The sequence below is a fragment of the Leptospira congkakensis genome (assembly GCF_004770265.1).
Classification (GTDB): domain Bacteria; phylum Spirochaetota; class Leptospiria; order Leptospirales; family Leptospiraceae; genus Leptospira_A; species Leptospira_A congkakensis.
Map to the genome: position 1 here is coordinate 632,445 of NZ_RQGQ01000016.1, position 24,235 is coordinate 656,679.

At 40.6% G+C, this 24,235-nt stretch carries 21 protein-coding genes; 10 read left to right on the plus strand and 11 right to left on the minus strand.

What is annotated here, in order from left to right; genetic code table 11:
- Window positions 1-57 precede the first annotated feature (57 nt).
- Both EHQ70_RS13285 and EHQ70_RS13290 read left to right on the plus strand, forming a co-directional pair.
- A complete protein-coding gene (locus EHQ70_RS13285) occupies window positions 58-354 on the plus strand; it encodes an STAS domain-containing protein (protein ID WP_004785957.1) in 297 nt (98 codons plus the stop codon).
- A gap of 5 nt (window positions 355-359) precedes the next feature.
- Window positions 360-1,124, plus strand: coding sequence for an LA_1326/LA_4305 family lipoprotein (locus tag EHQ70_RS13290; protein WP_135587096.1), 765 nt, complete (start codon window positions 360-362; stop codon window positions 1,122-1,124).
- A gap of 17 nt (window positions 1,125-1,141) precedes the next feature.
- Here EHQ70_RS13290 and EHQ70_RS13295 read toward each other — a convergent pair whose 3' ends face one another.
- The 7 genes from EHQ70_RS13295 to EHQ70_RS13325 form a co-directional block, all read right to left on the minus strand.
- Window positions 1,142-2,812 (minus strand): DUF342 domain-containing protein, encoded by a 1,671-nt coding sequence (locus tag EHQ70_RS13295; RefSeq protein ID WP_135587098.1) that lies wholly within the window; start codon window positions 2,810-2,812, stop codon window positions 1,142-1,144.
- Window positions 2,813-3,880, minus strand: a complete 1,068-nt coding sequence (locus EHQ70_RS13300) for a glycosyl transferase (protein ID WP_135587100.1) — start codon at window positions 3,878-3,880, stop codon at window positions 2,813-2,815.
- Window positions 3,877-4,710: a TrmH family RNA methyltransferase gene (locus tag EHQ70_RS13305; protein WP_135587102.1), complete on the minus strand. Its 834-nt coding sequence runs from the start codon at window positions 4,708-4,710 to the stop codon at window positions 3,877-3,879. Before EHQ70_RS13305 ends, EHQ70_RS13300 begins: the two co-directional genes overlap by 4 nt.
- 25 nt (window positions 4,711-4,735) lie before the next feature.
- Complete coding sequence (locus EHQ70_RS13310; protein ID WP_135587104.1) at window positions 4,736-5,569, minus strand: class I SAM-dependent methyltransferase; 834 nt, start codon at window positions 5,567-5,569, stop codon at window positions 4,736-4,738.
- Window positions 5,566-7,497: a SpoIIE family protein phosphatase gene (locus EHQ70_RS13315; RefSeq protein WP_135587106.1), complete on the minus strand. Its 1,932-nt coding sequence runs from the start codon at window positions 7,495-7,497 to the stop codon at window positions 5,566-5,568. The genes EHQ70_RS13310 and EHQ70_RS13315 overlap by 4 nt, the downstream gene beginning before the upstream one ends.
- A gap of 49 nt (window positions 7,498-7,546) precedes the next feature.
- The gene (locus EHQ70_RS13320) at window positions 7,547-8,836 is read right to left on the minus strand and encodes a citrate synthase (protein ID WP_135587109.1); all 1,290 of its coding nucleotides are present in this window, start codon (window positions 8,834-8,836) and stop codon (window positions 7,547-7,549) included.
- A gap of 68 nt (window positions 8,837-8,904) precedes the next feature.
- On the minus strand, window positions 8,905-11,172 hold the full coding sequence (locus tag EHQ70_RS13325) for a lytic transglycosylase domain-containing protein (protein WP_135587111.1): 2,268 nt from the start codon (window positions 11,170-11,172) through the stop codon (window positions 8,905-8,907).
- 48 nt (window positions 11,173-11,220) lie between these two features.
- Between EHQ70_RS13325 and EHQ70_RS13330 the strand changes: the two genes are divergently transcribed.
- From EHQ70_RS13330 to EHQ70_RS13360, 7 genes are all read left to right on the plus strand, one after another.
- The gene (locus EHQ70_RS13330) at window positions 11,221-12,420 is read left to right on the plus strand and encodes an LBF_1011 family protein (RefSeq protein ID WP_135587113.1); all 1,200 of its coding nucleotides are present in this window, start codon (window positions 11,221-11,223) and stop codon (window positions 12,418-12,420) included.
- A gap of 1 nt (window position 12,421) precedes the next feature.
- Window positions 12,422-13,195: a hypothetical protein gene (locus EHQ70_RS13335; protein ID WP_135587115.1), complete on the plus strand. Its 774-nt coding sequence runs from the start codon at window positions 12,422-12,424 to the stop codon at window positions 13,193-13,195.
- 68 nt (window positions 13,196-13,263) lie between these two features.
- A complete protein-coding gene (locus tag EHQ70_RS13340) occupies window positions 13,264-13,704 on the plus strand; it encodes a bactofilin family protein (RefSeq protein WP_002989231.1) in 441 nt (146 codons plus the stop codon).
- Complete coding sequence (locus EHQ70_RS13345; protein WP_135587118.1) at window positions 13,705-14,649, plus strand: PdxA family dehydrogenase; 945 nt, start codon at window positions 13,705-13,707, stop codon at window positions 14,647-14,649.
- Window positions 14,646-15,071 carry a hypothetical protein gene (locus EHQ70_RS13350; protein ID WP_135587120.1) on the plus strand — a complete coding sequence of 142 codons (426 nt, stop codon included), beginning with the start codon at window positions 14,646-14,648 and terminating at the stop codon, window positions 15,069-15,071. Before EHQ70_RS13345 ends, EHQ70_RS13350 begins: the two co-directional genes overlap by 4 nt.
- 12 nt (window positions 15,072-15,083) lie before the next feature.
- A complete protein-coding gene (locus EHQ70_RS13355; RefSeq protein ID WP_135587122.1) occupies window positions 15,084-16,205 on the plus strand; it encodes a DegT/DnrJ/EryC1/StrS family aminotransferase in 1,122 nt (373 codons plus the stop codon).
- Window positions 16,205-16,972 carry a hypothetical protein gene (locus tag EHQ70_RS13360; protein WP_208729548.1) on the plus strand — a complete coding sequence of 256 codons (768 nt, stop codon included), beginning with the start codon at window positions 16,205-16,207 and terminating at the stop codon, window positions 16,970-16,972. The genes EHQ70_RS13355 and EHQ70_RS13360 overlap by 1 nt, the downstream gene beginning before the upstream one ends.
- Window positions 16,973-17,000: 28 nt before the next feature.
- On the opposite strand, the gene EHQ70_RS13365 is transcribed toward EHQ70_RS13360, so the two are convergent.
- The 4 genes from EHQ70_RS13365 to odhB all read right to left on the minus strand — a co-directional run bounded on the left by EHQ70_RS13365 (window position 17,001) and on the right by odhB (window position 23,441).
- Entirely contained in the window at window positions 17,001-17,837 is an 837-nt protein-coding gene (locus EHQ70_RS13365) for a hypothetical protein (protein WP_135587126.1), read from the minus strand.
- A 164-nt stretch (window positions 17,838-18,001) separates the two neighbouring features.
- Window positions 18,002-20,770 (minus strand): 2-oxoglutarate dehydrogenase E1 component, encoded by a 2,769-nt coding sequence (locus EHQ70_RS13370; RefSeq protein WP_135587128.1) that lies wholly within the window; start codon window positions 20,768-20,770, stop codon window positions 18,002-18,004.
- 34 nt (window positions 20,771-20,804) lie between these two features.
- Window positions 20,805-22,211, minus strand: coding sequence for a dihydrolipoyl dehydrogenase (gene lpdA / locus EHQ70_RS13375; RefSeq protein WP_135587130.1), 1,407 nt, complete (start codon window positions 22,209-22,211; stop codon window positions 20,805-20,807).
- A 6-nt stretch (window positions 22,212-22,217) separates the two neighbouring features.
- A complete protein-coding gene (gene odhB / locus EHQ70_RS13380; protein WP_135587132.1) occupies window positions 22,218-23,441 on the minus strand; it encodes a 2-oxoglutarate dehydrogenase complex dihydrolipoyllysine-residue succinyltransferase in 1,224 nt (407 codons plus the stop codon).
- Window positions 23,442-23,598: 157 nt separating this feature from the next.
- On the opposite strand from odhB, the gene EHQ70_RS13385 reads away from it, so the two are divergent.
- Window positions 23,599-24,132, plus strand: coding sequence for a gamma carbonic anhydrase family protein (locus tag EHQ70_RS13385; protein ID WP_135587134.1), 534 nt, complete (start codon window positions 23,599-23,601; stop codon window positions 24,130-24,132).
- Window positions 24,133-24,235 lie beyond the last annotated feature (103 nt).

Genomic DNA, 24,235 nt, shown 5'->3' on the forward strand with positions numbered 1-24,235 from the left:
ATTCTAAGCCACCGTCAGGAAAATCACCTGCTTCTATCGATCCAAAGAGATGTCCTGATGGAAAACTCGAGAGAATTCTACCAAGAATTCGAGAAGGCGATCGATAGTCAGAATTTCGGAAAATTGACGATGGATTTTCATTCTGTGAAGTTTTTGGACTCCAGCGGGATTGGAGCCGTCATCAAAGCTTCTTCTGCCCTCCATAATCGTGGCGTAGAAATCTTTGTCACCAATCTGAATAAAAACCTAAACTCCGTGTTTCGTCTTTCTGGACTCAACCATATCTTATCTATTTTGACTTTAGATGAATACCTTTCTAAATTTCCAGAGTTTCAAAAAACTCTAGAGGCATAAGCGTAATGAAACTTTTCCGAATTTTCTCTCTCCTCATTTTATCCATCACATTGAATTCCTGCGCCACGGGTGTTAAGTCTAGGGCATTACTTTTTCGTAGTAATGAGTTCGCAATTTATACAGTGAACCGTGACAAAATCAATCTGAGATCAGAATCATCTGTTCCTAAGGTGTTTGCTCACCCGGTGGAAATTACAGAAGACAAGGTTTTGGATTTGCTTGGTAACATTCGATTTCGTGAAGAAAGTTCCTATGGGGACGTAAACCAATACCTATTTGAAGAAAAGGAAATCAAAGAATTTGCTTTGGATCTTGTAGATGGTTTACAAAAATTAAAACCAGACCAACTACTGCTTGTCATTTCTAAATACAATCCGGTTCGTTCTGTGGTTTCGCATTATTCTAGAACTGGTTTTTATATTTGGTCATCAGAAACTTCTATCGAAATTCTTTTTGGGGAACTTCAAAAAGAAGTCACTTATGATGAACAAGGGAATTATTACGATTGGTCAAATATTCCGGACATTCCTTTTGAACACTTCCCACAATCCACATACATCTTACAAGGCCCAGGTTTTTCCTTTAAAAAGGTTTCTGGGTTTCGTAACAAACATTGGTTAGTTTTTGATAAAACCGATTTGGCTAAATTGAAATTTGAAAAAAGAAAGAAAATAATCGTTCCTGAAGTGACAAACTCTGTCGATGCGGATCTCAAATCTGAAAAAAGAATTTCTCGTGATGAAGAAGATGGAATCATCAATGGAGAATAAACTATAAATTTTTGTTTTTAGTCTTCTTTCCTGATGACGGTTCGTTCTGTTTGAATGCTTCCGTCAGTTCCTAAATAAAAATGTGTTTTTCCTACTAGGGAATTGATTCCCATACGATAGTTTTTCCCAGCTCCAAAACTTAAGTCCACACCAGGAAATACTTCTCTTTCTACATCCACAAAAGCATCTGGGTTTGGCTCATAAGAACCAAGAGCAGTTTCAAATTGTTTGGATTCCATTTCTAAAACTTTGGTAAATTTATCGTTTGCGTCCTTTAGTTTGGTGATGGTTTCTTTTTCTTCCAATGTCAGTTCTTTTTTTTGACTTTTTTCTACCAGTTTAGTGAGTGTTAGTTGGACTTTGTGGAGAGTAATTTCTTTTTCGGCAATTTCCTTTTTCATCCGGTTGAGTTCATCGAGTAACTCAGGTGGCGTTCCGATAGCAACTTTGGTTTTGGTTTCTACCACAGCTCCCAGTTTCGCACAGGTGAGAGAGTTTCCAGCAATCACTGTTCCACCGATCACTTCTCCTCGCCCACCCATCACACGGATAAAATCTTTAGCAGAGATTTCGGAATGCATCACGGCCTCTTCTACAAAGATACTTCCTTGGGCTGCAAGTTTTCCTTGTTCTACAAACTTGGCGTAGATATTTCCTTCGGATTCGATATAACCTTCACCGCGTCCCATAAATCCGCCGGATAAAACAATATCACCTTTGGCTTTGAGAAAAGCCTTACCCACAGAATTACGAATGATGATACTTCCGTTTGTGGTTAAAGAAAATCCATCTCCGATTTTTTCTTCCACGATGATGGTTCCTGGAAAATCAATATTTCCTGTAGAATAGTCTACTGCTTCTAGTTGGATGACTTCATCCACTTTGATTTCCATGGCAGCAGAAAGGACTGGTCGGCCAGCAATTTTGGCGTACAGTTTGTCCTCTTTTAACTCTACATTGGGACCAAGATGCCAATCCACGGCTTTTTCTTCTTGATAGGGGATGATGGTTCCGTTGACGGTTTTTCCAAATTCCCCTTTTTTGGGAGGAATTCGTTCGGCAATGAGATCCCCCGGTTTTACGGATTGGATGACTGCTATGTTTTTATAATCAATACGACCGTGTTCATCTTCTTCTAGTTGGGGTTTGTTGTCTGAACGGAAGTATATTTTGATTTGACCATCTTTGCCTGGTACTGGCGGAAATCCTTTGGCAATGGTATAAGGAACAAAAAAGTTTGGGTTTTTGATTTGATTTTGAATGACCACATCAATGATACCGACGGAAATTCCCACCGAAGCAATTTGTTCACGTAACTGGTATTCGGTGAGAAGGTCCCCTCCATGTTTGGGTGGGTGGAGAACCATTTTGGCTTCCATATGATCTTCAGAGATAGTGATGTCAGCATAGGAACTGATAGGATCACCCTTAGACCAAGTTCCAATTTCTATTGGTTTGTTTTCGGCAAGGGCAACGATTTTTTTGATTTGTTCCTGGTTGTAACCTTCAACTCCAAAAAGTTGCACCCTTGCGAGGACATCTTTGTAATCGACTTTTTTACCTTTGGTCCCAGGTTTTGTGATTTTTAATACGGCTTTGCCACCGGAGTTTTCGATTTGGAAATAACCGTTTTCGGAGGCTTCTAAATCTTGTAGGATTCGATCTGTATAAGAGTCTGGGCCGGGCATTTAATTGTATTCTAACAAACGAGAAACAACATCCTCCTCTCCATCGGTTTTTAGTTCTAACTTCGGAGTCATGGAGTCGATTGTATTAATTAGAGTCAGCACTTCTTCAAATTGACAAGAAATTATTCTGCGAAGATCCATATAAGCAGAGCGAAAGTATAAATCCAGAGCATTTACCAAATGGATGTATTCGCTAAAATCACCACGATCTGTATAAAGAATAGGAGTTTTGGCATAATAACATTCGGCTAAAATTCCATATCCAGGTTTTGTACAAACAAAATCAGCAGCTGTCACTAGATCGGGATAATGTGATACTTCAGGGACTAAAATCCCTTCCGTTTGAATTCCGGGAACTCCATAAGCCACGAGCTGAATGGACTTTGGAAGATTTTCTGTTTGTAGTTTGGTTCCTTCTAGGCCATAAGCTCCAAAAGATAAAAGGATATAAGTGGTGTCGTCATTGAATCCAAATTTTTGTCTCGCTTGTAATTTGGAGAGGGTTGGTTTTCTCCCCACAAGACCAATGTTAGTTTTTTCTAAGAATGGAGGCATGGGGCAAAAAAATGGTAATACAAGGGCCTCTGTCGCAAATCCGTATTCCACTTCTAGTTGCTCACTTAAGTTCCCAAAATAGGAATCATCTTTTGCGTAATTTTTATAAATATAATCCCAGGTAAAGTTTCCAATGAAAATACTAGGAACTCCTGTTTCTAGAGCAATGGTGATGGGAAAAGAAGAACTATCGGTTAAGATTAAACCTATTTTGTTTTTTTTGCAATATTCTGTTTCTTCTTTTAGTAGTGATGTTTTCTTTTTTTCAAAATCGATAAGTTCATCTTTGGTGGTTTGTAAATCAATGGATAAAGAATTTTTTTGTGATACACCCACATCTAGTTTTAGGTTCCGAGTTTTTAGTTTCGGATGGGTGAAATCTAAAAATGAAATTCGAGTGCTGATTAAATGAATTTCTTCGATGAACTCTTCTTTTAGAAGACGCCTTATGATATTTCCAGACCGACTGATATGACCAAATCCATGGCCTGAAATATAAAAATAAATTTTCATTTGTTTCTTTGGCGAATGGATTCGTACAGTACGATTCCACAAGACATAGCCAAATTTAAGGAATCAGCTTCTCCGAGCATTGGTAAGTGGAGAGTGTCATCAGAAAGATTTTTTGCATCAGGACTCAGTCCATATTGTTCGCTGCCAAAAAGAAACACGGATTTTTCCTGCATATTGACGGAAGTATATAAGGTTTTTCCTTCGGGAGTGACCGCATAACGTTTGTATCCTTTATCATGGAAATTGTTAAGGACTTCTTTTAAATCTCCAATGTAAACTGGCAAAGTGAAAATAGTTCCAGTGCTTGCACGCACCACATTCGGATTAAAAAGATCGATCCTTGGATCGGTCACAATCACGAGACCAACACCAGCTCCTTCTGCTGTGCGGAGGATGGTGCCCAGGTTTCCCGGTTTTTCCACTCCTTCAATGATGAGGATGGGATTGGTATCGATGGATTTTATTTTTTCCCAAGGAACTTGTGCATCCGGCGTTTCTGCGACTGCGATAAGCCCGTCAGGTCTATCTCTGTAAGATATTTTTTCAAAAATTTTGCGAGGAAGTTCAAAGATAGGACAATGAACAGATCTAATGAGTGTTTCTTCATTTTCTCCCAAAAAACATTCTGGGGAAATGAATAAACTTGTGATGTTCACTGGCAAACAAGGGATAGGCGAGTTTTGGTTGTTTGTGATTGCTTTTTTAATTTCGCGATACCCTTCGATGAAGAATTTTTTTTCTTCATCGCGGTTTCTTTTTTCTTTAAGTCCAGCCACCCATTTGACTTTGGGATTGGAAAAACTAGTGATGTATTGTCTTCTGTTTGGCATACCGCTCTTTTAAGTTTTGCCTAATTTATTTAGAGAAGAAAGTACAAAATCCAGCAGGATATTTTTTCCCTGATTTTTCTGGAATGAATAATTCGGATGTTTGGTAGTTCCCTTTGGTTTTGATTCGTGAAGATAAAATTCTTTCTAATGTCAAAGGACTAAAACCTTGGCTATGACAACTGAGGATGACAAATTCAGGTTTGGAATCGGAGAGTTCCATGAGAGCATCCATCAGTTCACTTAAGTTCTCTTCAATTTTCCAAACCTCACCTTTGGAACCGCGTCCAAAACTAGGTGGGTCGAGGATAAGGCCTTGGTATTTTTTTCCGCGTTTGATTTCGCGTCGAATGAACTTCATCACATCATCCACAATCCAACGCACAGGTTTCGAATCGAGTCCAGAGAGTTTTGCATTTTCCCTTGCCCAGTCCACCATTCCTTTGGAAGCATCCACATGGCAGACACTCATCCCTGCATCAAGACATGCAAGTGTCGATCCGCCTGAATAAGCAAACAGGTTTAAAACTTCCAGGCCTTGTTTCTTTTTTCCAATCTCTCGGATGCGGTTCCAATTGGTTTCTTGTTCTGGGAAAAGGCCAATATGACCAAATGGAGTGAGTTTGATTTTAAAAGTTAAATTTGAGAATTCGATGGTGAAACTTTCGGGAACTTTTTTTTGGAAATTCCAATGTCCCGACCCAGAATCATTTTTGATATAATGGGCATGGAGGTCGTTCCAAATCTCAGGATTTTCTTTTCCATACGCTGAAGTGGGGGAGGAACGATGGAGTTTGTAACCGCCAACGATTTCTAATTTGGATAGGTCACCAGAATCCAAGAGTTCGTAACTTTTTGTCATACCAATTCCAGAAAAATAAAGGTTAGGTCGTCGTCCCAGTCTTTTATTTCTGTTTTAGAAAATGACTCTAAATCTTGGATGAGTTTTATTTTGAAAAGATGGTTTGGTATTTCACGGTTCACACGTAAAAATTCGAGAAGGCCTGATTCTCCATACATGGCACCTTCTGGATTAAAACATTCCAAAACTCCATCACTTAAGATAAGGATTCTATCTTTTGGTTCCACTCTATGTGTGGTTTCTTCGATTTGAATTTCTGGAAAAACTCCAATGATTTTCCCCTTGGGATGGACTTTGATGATCTCACCGCCCACCCTTTGGAGGTAAGCACTCGGGTGGCCGGCCCTTCCAAATCTCCAAACTTTGGTGGATGTATTGAGATATACATATGAAGCCGTAACATACTGCGGATTGCAGTTCCCGTATAACACGCGATTCATTCCTTCTAAAACTTGTTTCGGGGATGAGATATTGTCTTTTTGCGTGGTAAAGGCAACTTTCCCCATAGCAGAGATGAGAGAGGCAGGAATCCCATGCCCTGAAACATCACAAAGAACAATCCCTAGTTCATAAGGATTAGGAGAAAAGTATTCGTAAAAATCCCCACCAACATCTTTCATCGGTTGGATGTAAATTTGCATTTGTAAGTTTTTTACATCAGGAATTGTTTTTGGTAGGGACTGCATGAGAATGTCCCGAGAAATTTTTCTTTCCTTTCGTAGACTTGTGACTTGGGCCAGGGCTAAATCTTTTTCTTGTCGTAATAGTTGGATACGATCAGCCAAAGCAAATGCAAACAAAGTGATGTCTGCAAGGGAAGCGATGGGAAATAACATCTCTTCTAAAAATGGATTGGTAGAAAGAAATCCAAATTTGAGTAATCCATAAACAATACAAGTAATCAGTAATAAAACAAAGGCGATGGCAAAATAATAAAAAGACCTAAGCCGTTTAGAAATTCCCCAAATCAAAACTCCGAGTAAACTAAAACAAATGGATACGGAAAGCCAAGTCACACCAATCGATGCTTCTGAAATTCCACCAAACAAAGCCACTGCGGCATTGAGGAGTGAAAAAAATCCTAAAACCTGATAGAACCGAGCTATTTTAGGAACTCTGATTTTTAGTTTTAAAAAATTAGAAGTGAATAGAACAAAGAAAAAAAGACAGATACTAAAAAAAACAGGAATCCCTATCCGTTTCCAAAAATAGGAATCGGGAACAAAAAAATAACCCCAGAATCCGAGTAGAGAAAGTTGTCCGAGTCCAAAAAACAATACATAACCGATATAATAAAAATAGTTTCGATCTCTAACAAAAAATGCTATGGCTAGATTGTATAAAATGATGATTCCTAAACTTCCAAAAAATAATCCATAAATCCATTGTGTGATATAATCTTCTCTTTGGAGATTTCTTTGGTTGGTAAAAATAAGAGAAAACTGCAAAGAAATTTCTGATTTCATTGCAATGAGTATGGTTTCTCTTTCATGTCCGATCCGAAAGACAAAATTTCTATGAGGGATTTCTCTTTGGAACACGGGTTGGATATGCCCTGATTTGGAAATTATATATTTTGAACCATCGTTTTTGTGGAATAGTTCCACCAAATCAATATTATGTGCCTGTATGAGGAGGAGTGGGTATTTCGAAGGATCGGGAAAATCTTTGGGATCGAGCCTCAGCCAAAGTGTCCCTTCTAAAAATCCAAAGTTAACAAAGGGATCTTTTAATTTTTGGAAAGAACCAGTTTCTAATACAGATTCTAAGGGAACGGAAGAGGTAGGATCAATCCAATAAGAAAACTTTGTAGTATGGATGATCCTTTCTCCAATATCATTTTGGGTTTCTGGAAAAAGAGGATGGGTAAAAAAAAGAGTAAGGATGGAAAAGAGGAAGAAACTCGGAGCGGCGAATGGTTTTTTCAATTGTAGTTTGCGGACAAGGGTTTTATCCCTTGCCCTTTTTCATTAGGTGTTAGGCCTGTTTTTTGGCTGCTTCGTAAGAGATTTCTTGTGGACCAGTGTAAATTTGGCGAGGTCGGCCAATCTTTAAACTTGGGTCTTCGATCATCTCTTTCCACTGCGCAATCCAACCTGGAAGTCTTCCCATAGCAAACATTACTGTAAACATATTGGTAGGAATTCCAAGAGCACGGTAGATGATTCCTGAGTAGAAGTCTACGTTTGGATAAAGTTTTCTTTCTACAAAGTACGGATCGTTAAGAGCTGCTTCTTCCAATTCTTTTGCAATGTCAAGAAGTGGGTCTTTGATTCCTAGTTTGTTTAAAACTTTATCACAAGCAACTTTGATGATTTTTGCTCGTGGGTCAAAGTTTTTGTAAACGCGGTGACCAAATCCATTCAATCGGAAACTGGAGTTTTTGTCTTTGGCTTGTTCTACGATTTTTTTCACAGATAGCCCGCTCTTTTTGATTCCTTCTAACATTTCCAAAACTTCTTGGTTGGCTCCACCGTGACGTGGTCCCCAAAGAGCTAGGATTCCTGCAGAAATCGCACCATACAAGTTGGCAAGGGAAGATCCCACCAAACGCACAGTAGATGTAGAACAGTTTTGTTCATGGTCTGCGTGAAGGATGAGTAGTAGGTTGAGTGCCGAAACAATTTCTGGATCGATATGGTAATCTTCAGCAGGAACCGCAAACATCATATTCATGAAGTTAGATGCATAATCTAACTCGTTGAGTGGATGGATGATCGGTTGTCCGATAGATTTTTTATAAGCGTAAGCAGCGATCGTTGGAAATTTTGCAAGAAGTCGAATGATGGAGATTTCTCTGTGTTCCTCATTCATTGGATCATAACTATCTTGGTAGTAGGTAGACAAACATCCCATCATACAAGACATGATCGCCATCGGGTGTCCATCTTTTGGAAAACCGTTGAACAGACGTTTGAGATCCTCATGGATCATTGTATGGTTTGTAATGGAGGTATTCCACTCTTTGAGTTGTGTATCGTTTGGAAGTTTGCCGTAGATGAGTAAATAAGCTACTTCAGTAAAGGTAGACTTAGCGGCCAAATCATCGATAGGAATTCCGCGATAACGAAGAATCCCCTGTTCTCCATCGAGAAAGGTAATCTCACTGGTGCAAGCACCTGTATTTAAATAACCGGAATCAATCGTAACATAACCGGACAATTGGCGGAGTTTAGTAATATCAATTGCCTTCTCGTTTTCACTTCCTGTTAAAATCGGAAGTTCAAACTCTTTTCCATCCACTTTCAGAATTGCCTTTTCGGACATATCTTCTCCTGTATATCTCTGTCTATTTCTAATGATAGACAGAGGAAAGGGTGGGGAAAAGTCATTTTTTACAACTTATGGTATTTTTTCATGATGTCATATGCGTAGAAATTCGAAACTACGATGCGACAGTAATCCCTTGATTCTTTGTAAGGAAGATCTTCCAAAAAATGGTTAAAATCGCCGGTATAAACGGACTTCTTCCACTTCCGTAAATTCCCCGGGCCTCCGTTATAAGCAATGGAAGCCCATTTCAATTCGTTCCCATTGGATTTCAAAAGGTAGGCCAAAAACTTTGTCCCCAAACGGATAGAAGTTTCTGGTTCGTAGAGAGAGTAAGAATTGATTCCCATCCGAGAGGCTAATTCCTTCCCTGTGGCTGGCATAATTTGCATAAGGCCCCGCGCATTGGAACGCGAAGTGGCAGTTTCCTTAAAGAAGGATTCTTGGCGCATCAGAGCATAAACTTTGTCTTCCGAGATATCATTTTCCTGCGCGTAACGGGAAACAATACTTTGGTGGGGTCTGGGATAGATTCTGACGGAGAGGGAAGTGGGTAAAAGGATGGGATCATCCGGGATAAAATGTCTTTTGAGTAGAGACCTTGTATGAAATGCCGTATAATACGTGTTATATGTTAAGTCACCAATCCCCACCAAAATTTCATCCTTTTCTTCATCTGAAAGGTTTTCTCTTTTTGTGTGAAAGTTGACTAAACTTAAACCCAAACTATCTTCTCCCAATCGGAAGTATTCTTTGGCAAGATTTAGAAGTTTATGCCCTTGGATTCTCGAACTCATTCCACCTAGTTTGTTTCCAAGTTCATAAGAATCTTTTGGATACACAAATCCTAAGTTTCGACCAAGGATGGAGTAGGACTCTTCTGGAATTCCTGCCGTATAGGATAAATATTCAAAAAGATATTCTTTGTTATAGGTGGGATTGTCTGGTTTGTTTCCTTCTTTGATAATGGATAAAAATTCTTCGCGGATGACCCTTGTGTAATAGGATCCAGGACAAAGGGCATAGTATCTTTTTAGTTCTTTTTTTAATTTCTCTGTATCACCACTTTCTTTCAGAGATCGTAAATACCAATACACAAGTCGGCCTTTGACGGGAAGGTTTGGAATTTCCGCGAGTGCTCTTTCAAATTTTGTTAGTGGTGCATAATTTGATTTGTCTCCTTTTCGATTCACTAAGTATTCGATGAGACGATCTTGGTAAAAAAGATTAAACGGATATTTTCCTAAATATAAAATTAGGTTTTCAAAATACATTTCACGGTCACCTAATCTGTCGTAAGTGGCAGCAAGGACTCGGTAATAACCCGCATCTTTCCCTGGAAATGTTTTTAAAAGTTCAATGGCATTTTGGAATTTGTTTTGTTGGTATAAAATATCAGCTAAGCTAACAATATACGAAGAATCCATATCTACAAAGGTTTTATTGGAACGTAAAACCCTAAAAAGTTCGTTTATTTTCCCCGTTTTTGTTAAAATCGATGCGAGGTGTTTGAACCCTTCGTAATAAGCAAGTCTAGTAGAAAATAGTTCGGGTCTTGTTCGGAACAAGGCTTCTTTATCATTATTACTGATAGCCGGAAGTAATAATGTAAGTTCTGACGGAGCCAGTTGTAAAATACTTCCCGAACCTTTGTATTTGGACCAGTCAGCGGCGATTAGGTGGACCGTAGAATCGGAAAGCCCTTCTCTTGATAGGCAGTTCAACCATTCTTCAACCGCCGATTTTTCATCACCTAAGACAAGTTTTGCTTTTCCGTATCTGTATTGGGTGTCCCCAGTCAGAAGGTATTTTCTGTGAGATTCTTGGACGGAATTAATTTTATCTAATATTTCTTTCCACTGGTTGTTTGCGGCGAGAAGACGAACCAGTTCATCGAGAAGCCTACGACAAATAGGATCTTCTTCTAAATTCAATCGGTTTAGGTATTGGATTCTTTCGGCTGGGGTGAGGTAGTTTCTTTGTGTGATTTCCGTGTATAATTTCCAATAACTGAGTTTAAAAATAGTCGTTTGGAAAGGCATGGTTTGTGTCAGGATTTTTCTTACTTCTTCTTCCGAAGATTCTGTGACAAACACACCACGGACTAAGGAAATCAAATACCGAAATCGTTTCTCCTTTTCCCCGTTAGGTGATTTTTCGTGGAATTCGATCAGGCTGTACACTTCACTTTCGCGGGAAGGATTTGTATTTCGAAAATGGTTTTCGATTTGTCCCCATTGGTGTGATTTGATTAAATATTGAAGGTCAGTCTCCGCAAATAGGGATGTTGTGAAAAAGAGAAGAATTCTACTTGCTAACCAAAAATGCCTCATGCATACTTCCTATGATTACGAATTTAGAGAGGGAAGGTTCCTCTCCTTATGAGCTTACAAACAGAATACAAACTGCAATGGCCGGAATATCGTATTGAATTCCACCAAAGGCCTCATATTCCAAAATCGGCTACACTGCCGGAGCTCTGGCCGAGCTTACGTGCCTTTTTTTCAGGCAGTCAGTCTCGTTTTGCAAACTATCTCTTTTATTTATCGACCGATTTTTCCGGTGGGTTCAGCCTTTGTTCCATTTTAGGCGAAAATGAGGCAAACAATCGCTTCCGCGACCCGCAACTTCTCTCTCCCACTCCGTTTCCAAAAGAATCTTTGGCCGAGATCTGGAAACTTTGCCAAAATCGTGAGTTTGAAGAAATGGAAAGAGAGGATTGGGAACTCATTGGATTTGGATTATTGTACTCGGGTAATCTATTAGAGTTTCGCAATTGGGTGCTGAAAACCAAAGAATTCTTTGGTCAAACTGATGACAATCGTAGGTTTCTATATTTGCTAGGTTGGGAATCTTCTGTTTTCCCGTATGAAAACTCCATATTGCATATGTTAGTTGAGTATGTAAGGGGAAATTCCAATGTTTTGGATTTTAAAACTCTTACTGATGCAGTCATTGTCGATTCCCATTGGCAAATTTCAGGTGTTTTATTTCATGCGATTGAAACAGGCTGGTTTACAGGAGAAGAAACCTTCCGATTTTGGAAGTTCCTCATTGGATTTTATGCGGAATGGGAAGATTGGGAAAAACAAAAATTTCGTTCTGTATCTCTTGGAAAAATTCCTGCCTTCCCCGCATTACGATATGCCAAAAGATATTTCCCGTTAGATACATTTCACTCTTATCAAGTAGAATTAGAAACAAACTTACGTGGGGATTGGACTTATGGTGATGGATTTGGTTATGAGCTGACCCACCAAATGGATCCCTTTGTGGAAACAGTCGTAAGGTTTCGGAGCGATGGAGAAAGTTTCATAGACGAATTAAAAAACGAACTCATCAAAAGACCTTATTCTTATTTTCTCAATTTACAATTGGCATTTATTAGTTTTGTGAAAAAGGAGAACCAAAACTTTTTAGATTTTTATAAAAAAGCAGGGCGACTCAAATATTTACCTTTGGCTTTGAATTTGTATTGGCGTGTTTTAAAATCAAACGGTGAAGAAGTTTTGGCAAAATCCATTGAACGAACATTAGTTGCTACTGGGGAATCCACAAACATTCCAGAGGGTTGGGAATAAAATGCCGCTTTCGCAAGAACAGATTATGGAACTCTCCAAATTGCAGAAAATGCTAAGAAATTTGGAGAAAATTGAAAGAAATGCCAAAAACGATCTGCAAAAAGAACGAGTTGCTTTCGACATAGAACGTTACAGGCGGCGTATGCAAGAAGTGTCCCCAGAAGGAATTCCGGATAACTTGGAACAGACGATGCGGAATGCAAAAACCAGAGAAGAAAATCCTGAGAACCTCAAACACAAAATTATTTCTCAATATCCAGTGATGAAAGTATCTCCCAATTCGAATGATAGCGAAATCAATCAAATTGGAACCCTCGTGAATATTATGGATTTGGAATACATTCCTATCCTCGGTGACGGTCATATTAAATTTGATTATTCCCATGCCACAGAAAGGGATTCGGTTCTTAAGTATATGGAGAACTTACGCCGGAACATGAAGATCCTTGTGGAAACAGTGGAGGAGTATGCCGCTGCCGACAAACAAGAGTTCCGTGAACAGCTCTCCCGAATGAAAAACAAACAGTCTCGAATTTTCATTGCTGAGTCCTTTGAAACCTTGGGTAAATTCAGAGATTTCCTCACGGCGGTAAATAAGGACATCAAAGAGGGAAATAACGTCATTATGAATATGGAAGAACCGCTCAAATTCAATCCTAGGTTTGAAAAGGCCACGGTTTTGGAAGGTCGATCCATCATGGAAGGACTTCGCGAATTCCAAGAATTTGCAGAAGAGGCATGTGATTTGATTCGACTCCCGTCCTTTCGAGGGTAAAAAAACCTTTTCATTCCCGGGGGGAACGAGGACACTGTGAAAAATCACATTCACGGACTCGTAACAGCATGGCATTAGTCAAAAATCAGACCGAAGTTACCAATTCAACTATTGGAGAGAATTCTTACTTTAACGGTAAATTCTTCATCAATGGATCCTTAAAAATTGACGGTAAATTCGAGGGAAAATCCCTCCAAGCCGAACACCTCTACATTGGTGTTACAGGAAAGGTCAAAACCAATATCACTGCTGCCAGTGTCATCGTAGAGGGAATTGTTGCCGGAAACGTAACTGCAAGAAACCGCGTGATGCTCCTTCCTACTTCCAAAATTCTTGGAGATATCAAAACTCCAGAGCTTATCATCCAAAATGGGGTGATCTTGGAAGGACGTTGTATGATTTCCAACGACCTCAAACACAGCGCGAAAGACTTAATTGAATTGGAATACTCAAAAGATTCTTTAAGTGTTGAGAAGATTTTTGGGAAACAACCAAACGCAAAAGAATAATTGAAAACCATTCTGATTTCGGAAGGCGATCCAACAAGTATCAACTACGAACTTGTGGTTTCTGCCTTCCCTCATTTGTTAGCCTTAGGGAAACACCACCGCATCTACCTTGTACGCGGACCCCACAACCAAAACATTCCTTCTCTCCCCAATTTAACAAAACCCAGTAACGAACCGGGATTTTATGCTCTCTCTTGGAAAGATTCTAAAAAAACTCGTTCCTTTGTTCTAGGAAAACCTTCCAAAACTTCGGGCCAGATGGCTTATGATTCACTACTTGCTGCCATGGACTTGCAAAAGGAACTGGGAGCTGATCTCATCACTTTGCCTCTCTCTAAGGAGTGGGTGCAGAAAGCGGGGATCAAAGGATTTCGGGGCCATACGGAAACTCTCGCCGAGTATTACAAACGACCTACCTTTATGATGATGTCAGGGGAAAAATTAAACGTCATTCCCTTAACCACCCATGTTCCCTTGAAAGACGTGGTAAAAGAATTGAAAAAGTTTTCTTGGACGGAACTGAGTAAGGCCCTAACTCGTTCTCCCTTTTTAAAAAATCCCAAAATTGCCTATCTGGGACTGAACCCTCATGCTGGGGAAGGCGGAAAGATTGGGGATGAAGAATTGACCATTCTTGCCGGTGGCATTAAGGTTCTACGCAAAGCAAAGTTTTCTGTTGAAGGTCCTCTTTCTGCAGATTCTGCTTTTTTACCAGGAGCTCGCGCGTACGATTTGTATTTGGCAGGTTACCACGACCAAGGTCTCATTCCATTTAAATTGCTTGAAGGGAAGAAGGGAGTTAATATAACCTTAGGACTGGATTTTACCCGAGTTTCCCCCGATCATGGGACTGCCTTTGACATTGCAGGGAAGGGGAAAGCAGATCCAACAGGACTCATTTCCTGTTTAGAACGACTAACGGAGAATACAAAAACAAATTCATGACACTATTGGAAGTTGTTGCCTTTCCGGTTCTTTTCATTTGGTTTGTGGGACTCCTTCTCACTCTGTTCCGGAGAGATTTGGAATCTCATTGGAAGTTTTTTTTCTTTCTCGTGTTTTGTTTTTATTTGGTCCAATTCTTTCCTGAATTTTGGGAAGGGGTAGCGCGTTGGAAGGAAAATCCTAAAGCTGAGGTTCTCCTTTGGATTTCCGCTATGGGAAATTCTATCTACGTGTTTTTATTCTTTTTGTGGCCTCTTGTTCTCATTCGAATTTATTATTCCGCATCCAATAACTTAAGTAAAACCTTGATCCCTGCACTTGCTTATGGGACGGTTCTGTATTGGGCTTTATTTTTTCTTTGGACTATGTACTCCAAAGAGTTCAATGGTTGGCTTCATCAAATTTTCACAATAAGTAAATAAAAAGGGCATACAATGGCAGTTCCATTTATAGATATCAAAAGATTTGAACCAGGATTTTTGGACACCTGGAATGAAAAAGTAAAGTCCATGTCCGTAAACGCACAGTTTATCGGTGGAAACGAAGTTACCGATTTGGAAACAAATCTTGCTACTTGGGCAGAAACAAAGTATGCCGTTGGTTGTGCCAATGGAACCGATGCTTTACAATTGGCCCTTCGTGCAGTTGGTGTGGGTCGTGGTGATAAAGTTTTGTTACCGGATTCAACATTTTGGGCAACCTTTGAAGCGGTTGTGAATGTGGGTGGTGATCCTTACACGATTGATACCAATCCCGTTGACTTACAAATGGATTTCCAAGTGTTCCAAGAGGCAGTCGAAAAAGTAAAACCAAAGGCTGCTCTTGTGGTTCATTTGTATGGTTGGGGAACGGCAAAAATTGCAGAACTTCGTAAGTTCTGCAAAGAAAAAAATGTAGCTCTCATTGAAGACGGAGCTCAGTGTTTTGGCGTGAAACACAATGGGAAGTCTTTATACAAAGATGCTCTTATCTCCACTACTTCCTTTTATCCTGCAAAGGTGTTAGGTGCTGCTGGTGATGGTGGTGCTGTATTTACAAATGATGAAGAGTTATCTATCGTGACTCGCCGCCTTGTCAACCACGGAAGAACTTCACATTACGAACATGGACTTGTGGGTTGGAACTCAAGACTTGACTCACTGCAAGCTGCCTTTTTAAACTTATCTTTGAAACACTTACAAGCTAGGATTGATTCTCGAAAAAATTCTCAAAACGTATACTATAAAGAACTACCAGGTTTAGGGATTGGGGCCATCCAACCACCGAATGGATATGAGGAAAACGGATACTGTAACGTGACTTTGGTGGATCCTGAAATTCGCCCAAAAATTGAAGCAGTCCTCAAAGACAAAGGGATTGGGTTTGGAAATATCTATCCTGGGGCGATGTCTGACCAACCAGGTGCGAAACCATACTTAATCGAAAGATTTGGAAAAGATGGAAATGCTCGTAGGATTTCCAAATCCGTTCTGAATTTTCCTCTGTTTGCTTATATGACAAATTCAGAGCTTGATGAAGTATTTAGTGCAATTAAGGCTTATAACGCTAACAAATAATGGAAAAGTTTAGAGTCGGAGTTTTTCTATTTTTTTTACTCATCTTGGCGGTGTTAACTTTTAGTTTATCGAAGAGTTGGCGCCTCTATGACGATGGGTATGAGGTCACAGTAGAAACTCCCGAATCTAAAGAAAAAGACAATAGTCCCGAACCATCGGATACTTTGGATTTAGAAGATGGGAACGGAAAGATCTATTGGAAACAATACTTCATTTACCCACATGGACTTGTCACTGAGTCTGGTGGGTTTGGTCCCGACGGGATTTTATCACACGCCAGGAATTTATACTCTATCAACTTAAAAGATGGAAAAGTTCAAAAACTTTTTCCTCATGATGTTTACATTTGGGATTTTTTTGTGGGAGATTTTGCAAAAAAATCCGTTTCGAATACAATTGATGATCCCAAAGAAGATGTTTTATCCCTAGAGAAAAAAATCATCATCCTTGCTGTGACTGAAGATAGTAATTTGGATGGAGTCCTTAATTCTAAAGATCATAAACTGGTTTATCTTTTTGATCCTGAAACAAGTGGACTCAGCCGTATACTTCCTTTAGAATTCCATTTCCGAAAATTGGTATATAATTCTGCGAAAAATCACCTAACTTTGATTTTGGGGAAAAATCCTGATAAACAAATCAACAAACGCAAAAAACTCCCTGAACCAGAAATCAAACTTCATATTTTTGATTATGATGTGAATTCTGCCAAAGGGGTTTTGAGTGGATCTTTAGAGGCGATGGTCGCACCAACATCCAATCCTTAATTGGAAAAAATCCAAAATGCATAACTTTTTATAATTGGCCAATATTGTCTAAGTTGAAAAGTACTCCGAACTGAAAACCAACTTGATCAAATGATTCCGACGGGAATGCGCTTGATTTTAACATCCGTTTCATACCATAAACTTCTAACATCAATCCAAACTCTGGTGTGATATGATAATTGAATCCAGAGGCAAGCCTTCCACTATAACCAATTCCAGAAACCATTGAACTATATAAAAAATTGCTGTTGTTGGTATAAGAACGATATGATGTTCTAAAATTTACTAACCCTAGTTCGATTCCTACATATGGATCAAATTTTGATTTAGAGAGTATGTGATAATTGAGTCCTAAACCATAAATTTTATCTTCGTAAAAAGTATAGGATGTGGGTAATACTTCTAGATATGGACTATATCCATTTGGATTTGTACGATCAGCAGAGATGAATTGGTTTAACCGTTTGCCATTTACTGTGTTGTTGGATAGAGATGCTGTGAATCCGATATGATCTGTAATTCCATATTCAACCACAACTCTTTCTGTTCTGCCTGTATAGATTTTACTTTCAGGCAAAGGAATTCCGTTGGGAACATTTATACCGCCGATAAAACGTTTCGGAAGGACTCCCCAGTCGGCTTGTGTTTTGAGAGAGTTTTGGAGTGAAGTTTCGCGTTTTAGCAAACTACCTCCTGTAAAAATAATATCTCCACCTGCCAATTGTAAATAGAATCCACCTTTGTAAAACCCGCTATAAATTTCTCTTTTGGGAGCTGGTGTGGTTTGGGAAAAAACTGATACTGTAAGTCCAGTAAAAAGGAATAAAATACTGAAAAGGTAACTGAGGTTAGTAGCAAATTTCATTGTTAGGAGATTCTAACGACTGCTTAATGAACTGTCAAATGCAAAATTCAATGAATTTGCTTTATTCTAAATTAGGAATAGTCAATGTAGAAATAAAAAAACCTTGAGATTTCTCCCAAGGTTTATCATTACAACAATATATTTGTAGTTAGATGTTTTATTTTTTAAGACAAAGCATCCTTTACTAAATCTTCTTGTTCTTTTAAGTGTGTGACTACGTGACCACAAGCAGGGCTTGGGAACTCGGAACGACCTGCGTAGTGGAGGCGTTTGTTCTCAGGCATCACAGCTTCAATTCGATCCCGAACAAAGAACCAAGCACCTTGGTTTTTCGGCTCTTCTTGTACCCATACAAATTTTTTCAGTTTTCCATAACTTGTAATCATTTGTTTGATATGGTTTTCTGGGAATGGATAAAGTTGTTCAATACGAACAACAGCTACGTTTTCCAGTTTTTGGGCATCTATGGCTTTGCGTAAGTCATAGTAAACTTTTCCAGAACAGAAAAGTAACTTCTCTACTTTTTCTGGTTTTGCTACTGGATCCGGAAGGATCTTTCTGAAGGCACCGGTTGTGATATCTTCCAAACTAGAGGCCGCATCTTTCAAACGAAGGAGTGACTTCGGTGTCATGATGATGAGTGGTTTTCTAAAACTTTGTAAGATTTGACGACGTAAGATATGGAAGTACTGCGCCGGTGTGGTTAGGTTTGCCACTTGGATATTGTCCAAAGCACAAAGTTGGAGGAAACGTTCAAGTCTTGCAGACGAGTGTTCCGGACCTTGTCCTTCGTATCCATGAGGGAGTAAACAAACAAGACCAGACATCCTTTGCCATTTGATTTCCGAACTGGAAATGAACTGATCAAAGATCACCTGTGCGTTGTTTGCAAAGTCACCAAACTGCGCTTCCCAGATCACAAGGCTATTTGGATCAGCAAGGGAATATCCATATTCAAATCCGAGACAAGAATACTCAGAAAGGGAAGAGTTCACGATATCGATCTTTGCTTGTTTCTCGCTAATGTGATTGAGAAGAGTGAGTTTTTTTCCGTTCACAATGTCCGAGAGAGTGGCATGTCTGTGAGAAAAAGTTCCTCTTTGTGCATCTTGTCCTCCGAGACGAATCGGAAATCCATTTTCCAAAATGGAACCAAAAGAAAGTGATTCTGCAAAACCCCAATCGATCGGAAGTTCTCCCGCACCCATCTTTTTACGGTCTTCTAAAACTTTGATGTGTTTGGGGTTCGCCGTATATCCTTCGGGAAGAGTTGTGACTGCTTTGACAATCCCACCTAATTGTTGTTGGAGGAGTTGTGTGTGGACATCGGAATCCAGAGGTTCTTTTGTGTATCTTGACCAAACACCACCGAGTGTGTCTACGGTAATGCGGGTGTCTTTTTCCTTTGCTTGTTGGAAAGAGTCTTCAAGTCCTTGCGCAATTCCATCTTTTATAAATTGAATTTCTTCCTGAGTGATGTCACCACGTTGCAACAATTTCTCTTCATAAATTTTGATGGTTTTCGGATGTTTTTTGATGATATCATACATCTGTGGTTGTGTGAAGGTTGGTTCATCCGTTTCGTTATGTCCAAGCCTTCTGTAACAGATAAGATCGATGATCACATCTTTTTTGAATTTTTGACGGTATTCTAACGCCAGTTTTGTGACTCGGTAAGTTGCTTCTGGATCATCTCCATTCACATGGAAAATGGGAACTTGGAAACCTTTGGCAAGGTCAGTAGCATACAAAGTAGATCTAGATTCGCTAGGTAGAGTGGTGAATCCAATTTGGTTATTGATCACGATATGGAAAGTTCCCCCAACCGTATAACCATCTAGGTTCATCATGTTGAGAGTTTCTGCCACCACACCTTGTCCGGCAAAGGCGGCATCTCCATGGATAGCCACTGGCATAAACTTGGAACGGTCTACGTCTTTTGCCATTTCTTGGCGGGCACGAACCGATCCAAAGATGACTGGGTCTACGGCTTCTAAGTGAGAAGGGTTGAAGGCAAGGGAGAGTTTGACTTCTTTTCCGTAATGGGTCATGACATTGTTGGAATACCCAAGATGGTATTTAACATCCGCATAACCAAGTTGGCCTGGGTTTAGTTTTTCTTCGAACTCAGCAAAGATAAGGCCCGCCGGTTTACGAATGATATTCACAAGAACATTGAGTCGTCCCCGGTGTGCCATACCAATCACAAGAGCATCCATTTTATGGCCACCCGCTTCTTCCACAAGGGTATCAAGCATAGGGATCATGGTTTCCCCACCTTCGAGAGAAAAACGTTTTTTCCCTACGAATTTTTTTGCGAGGAAGTTTTCAAAACTATCAGCTTGGTAAAGTTTTTCAAACAAACGTAATGCGGTCTTTTTGCTGATAGGTTCGTTATTTGCCAGTGGTTCCATTCGGTCTTGTAACCACTCTCTTTCCTCATCATTGACAAGGTAGTAGTGCTCACAGCCAATCGAACCACAGTAAGTTTTTTCAAACCAATCAATCACATCTTTTAGTTTTGCTTTGCCAAGATTGACGACACCAGAATCCACTTCTGTTTCTAAGTCGCTGGATTTTAGGGCTTTGACTTTGAGATCGATGAATTCGCGGTTGGGTTTGTTGATTCCGAGTGGGTCAAGGTTTGCCGCTAAGTGCCCTTGTCTTCTGTAGGCATTGAGAAGGTTGATGATACCGAAGTCGCTGAGTGAAGAACCTTTTCGGTGTTCGGTGGATGCGTAGTTTACATATCCATTTCCGTTAAACCCATTTCCGTTGGATCCATTACTGGATACGGATGTTCTTTCAAGTTCTCCAAAAAAGTCGATCCAGTCTTTTGAGAGACTTTGTGGATCTTCTTTGAATTGTTTGTAATACTCTTCCAATAATACGACGTTATCGCCGTATAAACTCATCATCTGGTCGGTTGTCATATACTCTCCCTAAAACAACAAAACAACAGTTAAATTACGAATGGATGGACCATTTCGCATCAGCATCCATCGCCGCTTCCCGAAGGACTTCGGAAAGAGTGGGGTGGGCATGTGTAGAACGAGCAATGTCTTCCGCACTGGCACCAAATTCAAAAGCAATCGCTGCTTCTGCGATCATGTCCGAGGCTCTTGGGCCTACGATATAAACTCCAAGAAGTTTATCCGTTTTTTTGTCAGCGATGACTTTGACTTGTCCATCCGTTTCGTTCATGGCTTTGGCACGAGCGTTGGGTTTGAACATGTACTTACCTACTTTGTATTCGATACCTTTGGCTTTGAGTTCTTCTTCGCCTTGTCCCACCCAAGCCACTTCGGGCCAAGTGTAAACAATCCAAGGGATGGCTTTGTAATTCACATGGCCATATTTACCACAAATGAGTTCGGCAACGGCAATCCCTTCGTCTTCAGCTTTGTGAGCAAGCATCGGGCCATCTACCACATCCCCAATGGCATAGATATTCGGAATATTGGTTTGGAATTTGTTAAGTTCTACTTTGACACGACCACGGTCTGTCATCTCGATTCCAATTTCTTTGGCACCGAGTCCGTCTGTGTTCGGGCGGCGACCAATGGAAACAAGAACCTTGTCTCCTTCGAGAATGGTTTTTTTGCCGTCTTTGCCTTCGATTTCTACTTCTACTTTTTTGCCTTTTACCTTCGCACCATGCACTTTGGTTTCAAATAGAAAGTTGATCCCCTGTTGGGTTAACAATCGTTCCGCTAGGCTTGCAATGGCTTGGTCAGCCGTTCCGAAAAGACGCGGCATGAGTTCCACTACCGTGACTTTCGCACCAAGTCGTAACCAAACTGATCCGAGTTCGAGGCCAATCACTCCTGCCCCGACAATGATAAGGTGTTCTGGAACAGAATCCAATCCAATGGCATGGTCAGAGGTGATGATGTTTTTTCCATCCACAGGAAGGGGAGGAATTTCAATCGGAGTGGAACCGGAAGCAATGATGATGTTTGTTCCCGAGATGGATTCTTTTTTTCCATCTTCTGCAGTAATAGAAACTTCTGTTTTAGAAACAAAACTAGCATGACCCAAATAACGAGTGATTTTGTTTTTTTTCATCAGGTAGTCGACACCGGATGTCACTTCACTCACCACTTTGTCTTTACGAGCCATCATCTTAGCGATGTCGATTTTTACATCTTTCACAGAGATTCCGTGATCCGCTAATTTATGTTTTGTTTTGTGATATTCTTCAGAAGAATCGAGAAGGGCTTTAGAAGGAATACAACCCACGTTGAGACAAGTCCCACCGAGAGTTTTTCTTTTTTCAATGATGGCTACTTTTTTACCAAGTTGAGCAGCACGAACGGCCGCCACATACCCACCAGGACCTGCACCAATGACAATGATATCGTATTGTTCCATATATCCTTATACCTCAAAGAGGAGTCTAGTTGGGTCCTCTACCATTTCTTTGATCTTCACAAGGAACTGCACCGCTTCTTTTCCATCCACGATTCTGTGGTCGTAAGAAAGAGCGAGATACATCATAGGACGAATGACAATTTGGTCATTCACAACTACCGCGCGTTTGACGATATTGTGCATTCCGAGAATTCCCGATTGTGGAGGGTTTAGAATTGGAGTCGACATCATCGATCCATACACACCACCGTTGGAGATGGAGAAAGTTCCCCCTTCCATATCTTCGAGAGAAATCTTACCGTCTTTCACTTTCCCGGCAAGTCTTGCGATCTCTTGTTCCACACCAGCAAAGCTGAGTAGGTCTGCGTTACGAACAATCGGAACCACAAGACCTTTTGGTCCACCCACAGCCACTCCGATATCATAGAAGTTTTTGTAGACGATGTCTGTTCCGCGAATCTCTGCATTGATGGCAGGATAAGCTTTGAGTGCGGCCACCACTGCTTTGGTAAAAAGTGACATGAACCCAAGACCCACACCGTGAGTTTCTTTGAACTTGTCTTTGTATTTATTACGAAGGTCCATAATCGGAGACATATCCACTTCGTTGAAAGTGGTAAGGATGGCAGCTGTATGTTGTGCACTTACCAATCGATTAGCAATCGTTTGGCGAAGTTTTGTCATCGGCACAACGGTTTCTCTTGGACCGGCATTTGCCGAAACCACAACCGCTTTTGGAATCTCTGGACTTGCCGCCTTAGGAGCAGAGGCACTGGCGCCACCTTTTTCCATAAAAAGGATCACATCTTCTTTTGTGATTTGTCCGTTGCGACCGGTACCTGTAATTTTGGATGCGTCTAACTTATTTTCTTCGATGAGTTTGCGAGCCGCAGGAGGAAGTTCCTCATTCACTTTGCCCGTGTTAGGTTGGGCACTTGCAACTTCTGTTTTCGGAGCGGGAGCGCTGGAACTAGCAGGAGCCGCTGCAACAGCACCTTCTTCAATGATACCCATGATATCACGCACGTGAACCACATCCCCCACCTTTTTGGCGATGGATTTCAAAACCCCGGATGTGGGAGCAGGAATCTCTAATGAGACTTTGTCTGTTTCTAAAATAGCGAGCACTTCGTCTACTTTTACAGCATCGCCTTCTTTTTTGGTCCAAGCACTGATAGTCGCTTCGGTTACGGATTCCCCCATCTCGGGGACTTTGATTTCTATTGCCATGAAATGTTCCTTAGCAGGTTTTTAGAGAAAAATAGCGTTTTTGAGGAGTGAGATCCCATTTGAATCTAAGACTACCGTAACTTGTCGGAAGGTTAAAACGCAAGCGGAAAAAACGAAAAGGCCTTGAGTTTGTGCCTGTTCGCCTGTGCTTAGAACTATGATCCGTTCTTTTCAAGGCCATACACCTTCTATCCACCCTACGGCCTGGGTGGCACCTTCTGCTGACATAATGGGCAAAGTTTCGATCGGCGAAGAGTCGTCTATTTGGTTCCAATGCGTACTCCGTGGTGACGTAAATACCATCACCATTGGCAAACATGTGAACATCCAAGACATGACTTTGGTACATGTGGCAAGAGATCTGTTTCCCGTCACCATCGGGGATTATGTATCCATCGGCCATCATGCCACCATCCATGGTTGTGTTTTGCGGGATCATAGTTTTGTGGGGATGGGAGCCATGCTTATGGATGATGTGGAGATTGGGGAATGGTCTTTTGTGGGCGCCGGTTCCCTCGTTCCTCCTGGGAAAAAAATCCCGCCAGGAGTTCTCATTATGGGTAGTCCTGCCAAAATCATCCGCGACATCACAGACAAGGATCGGGAAATCATCACCCGCACCGCAAACAACTACGCGAAGTATAAAGAAAACTATCGCAGTGAAGGCATTGGGGGCACATCCCTTTCCTAACGGAAAGGGACCGCGCTATCCGCTCCAATCTTATCGCATCCTGCGATAAGGATTTCCGCTTCTATCCCTTGTGCGGGAACGAATTTTCATCATAGATTCCCTT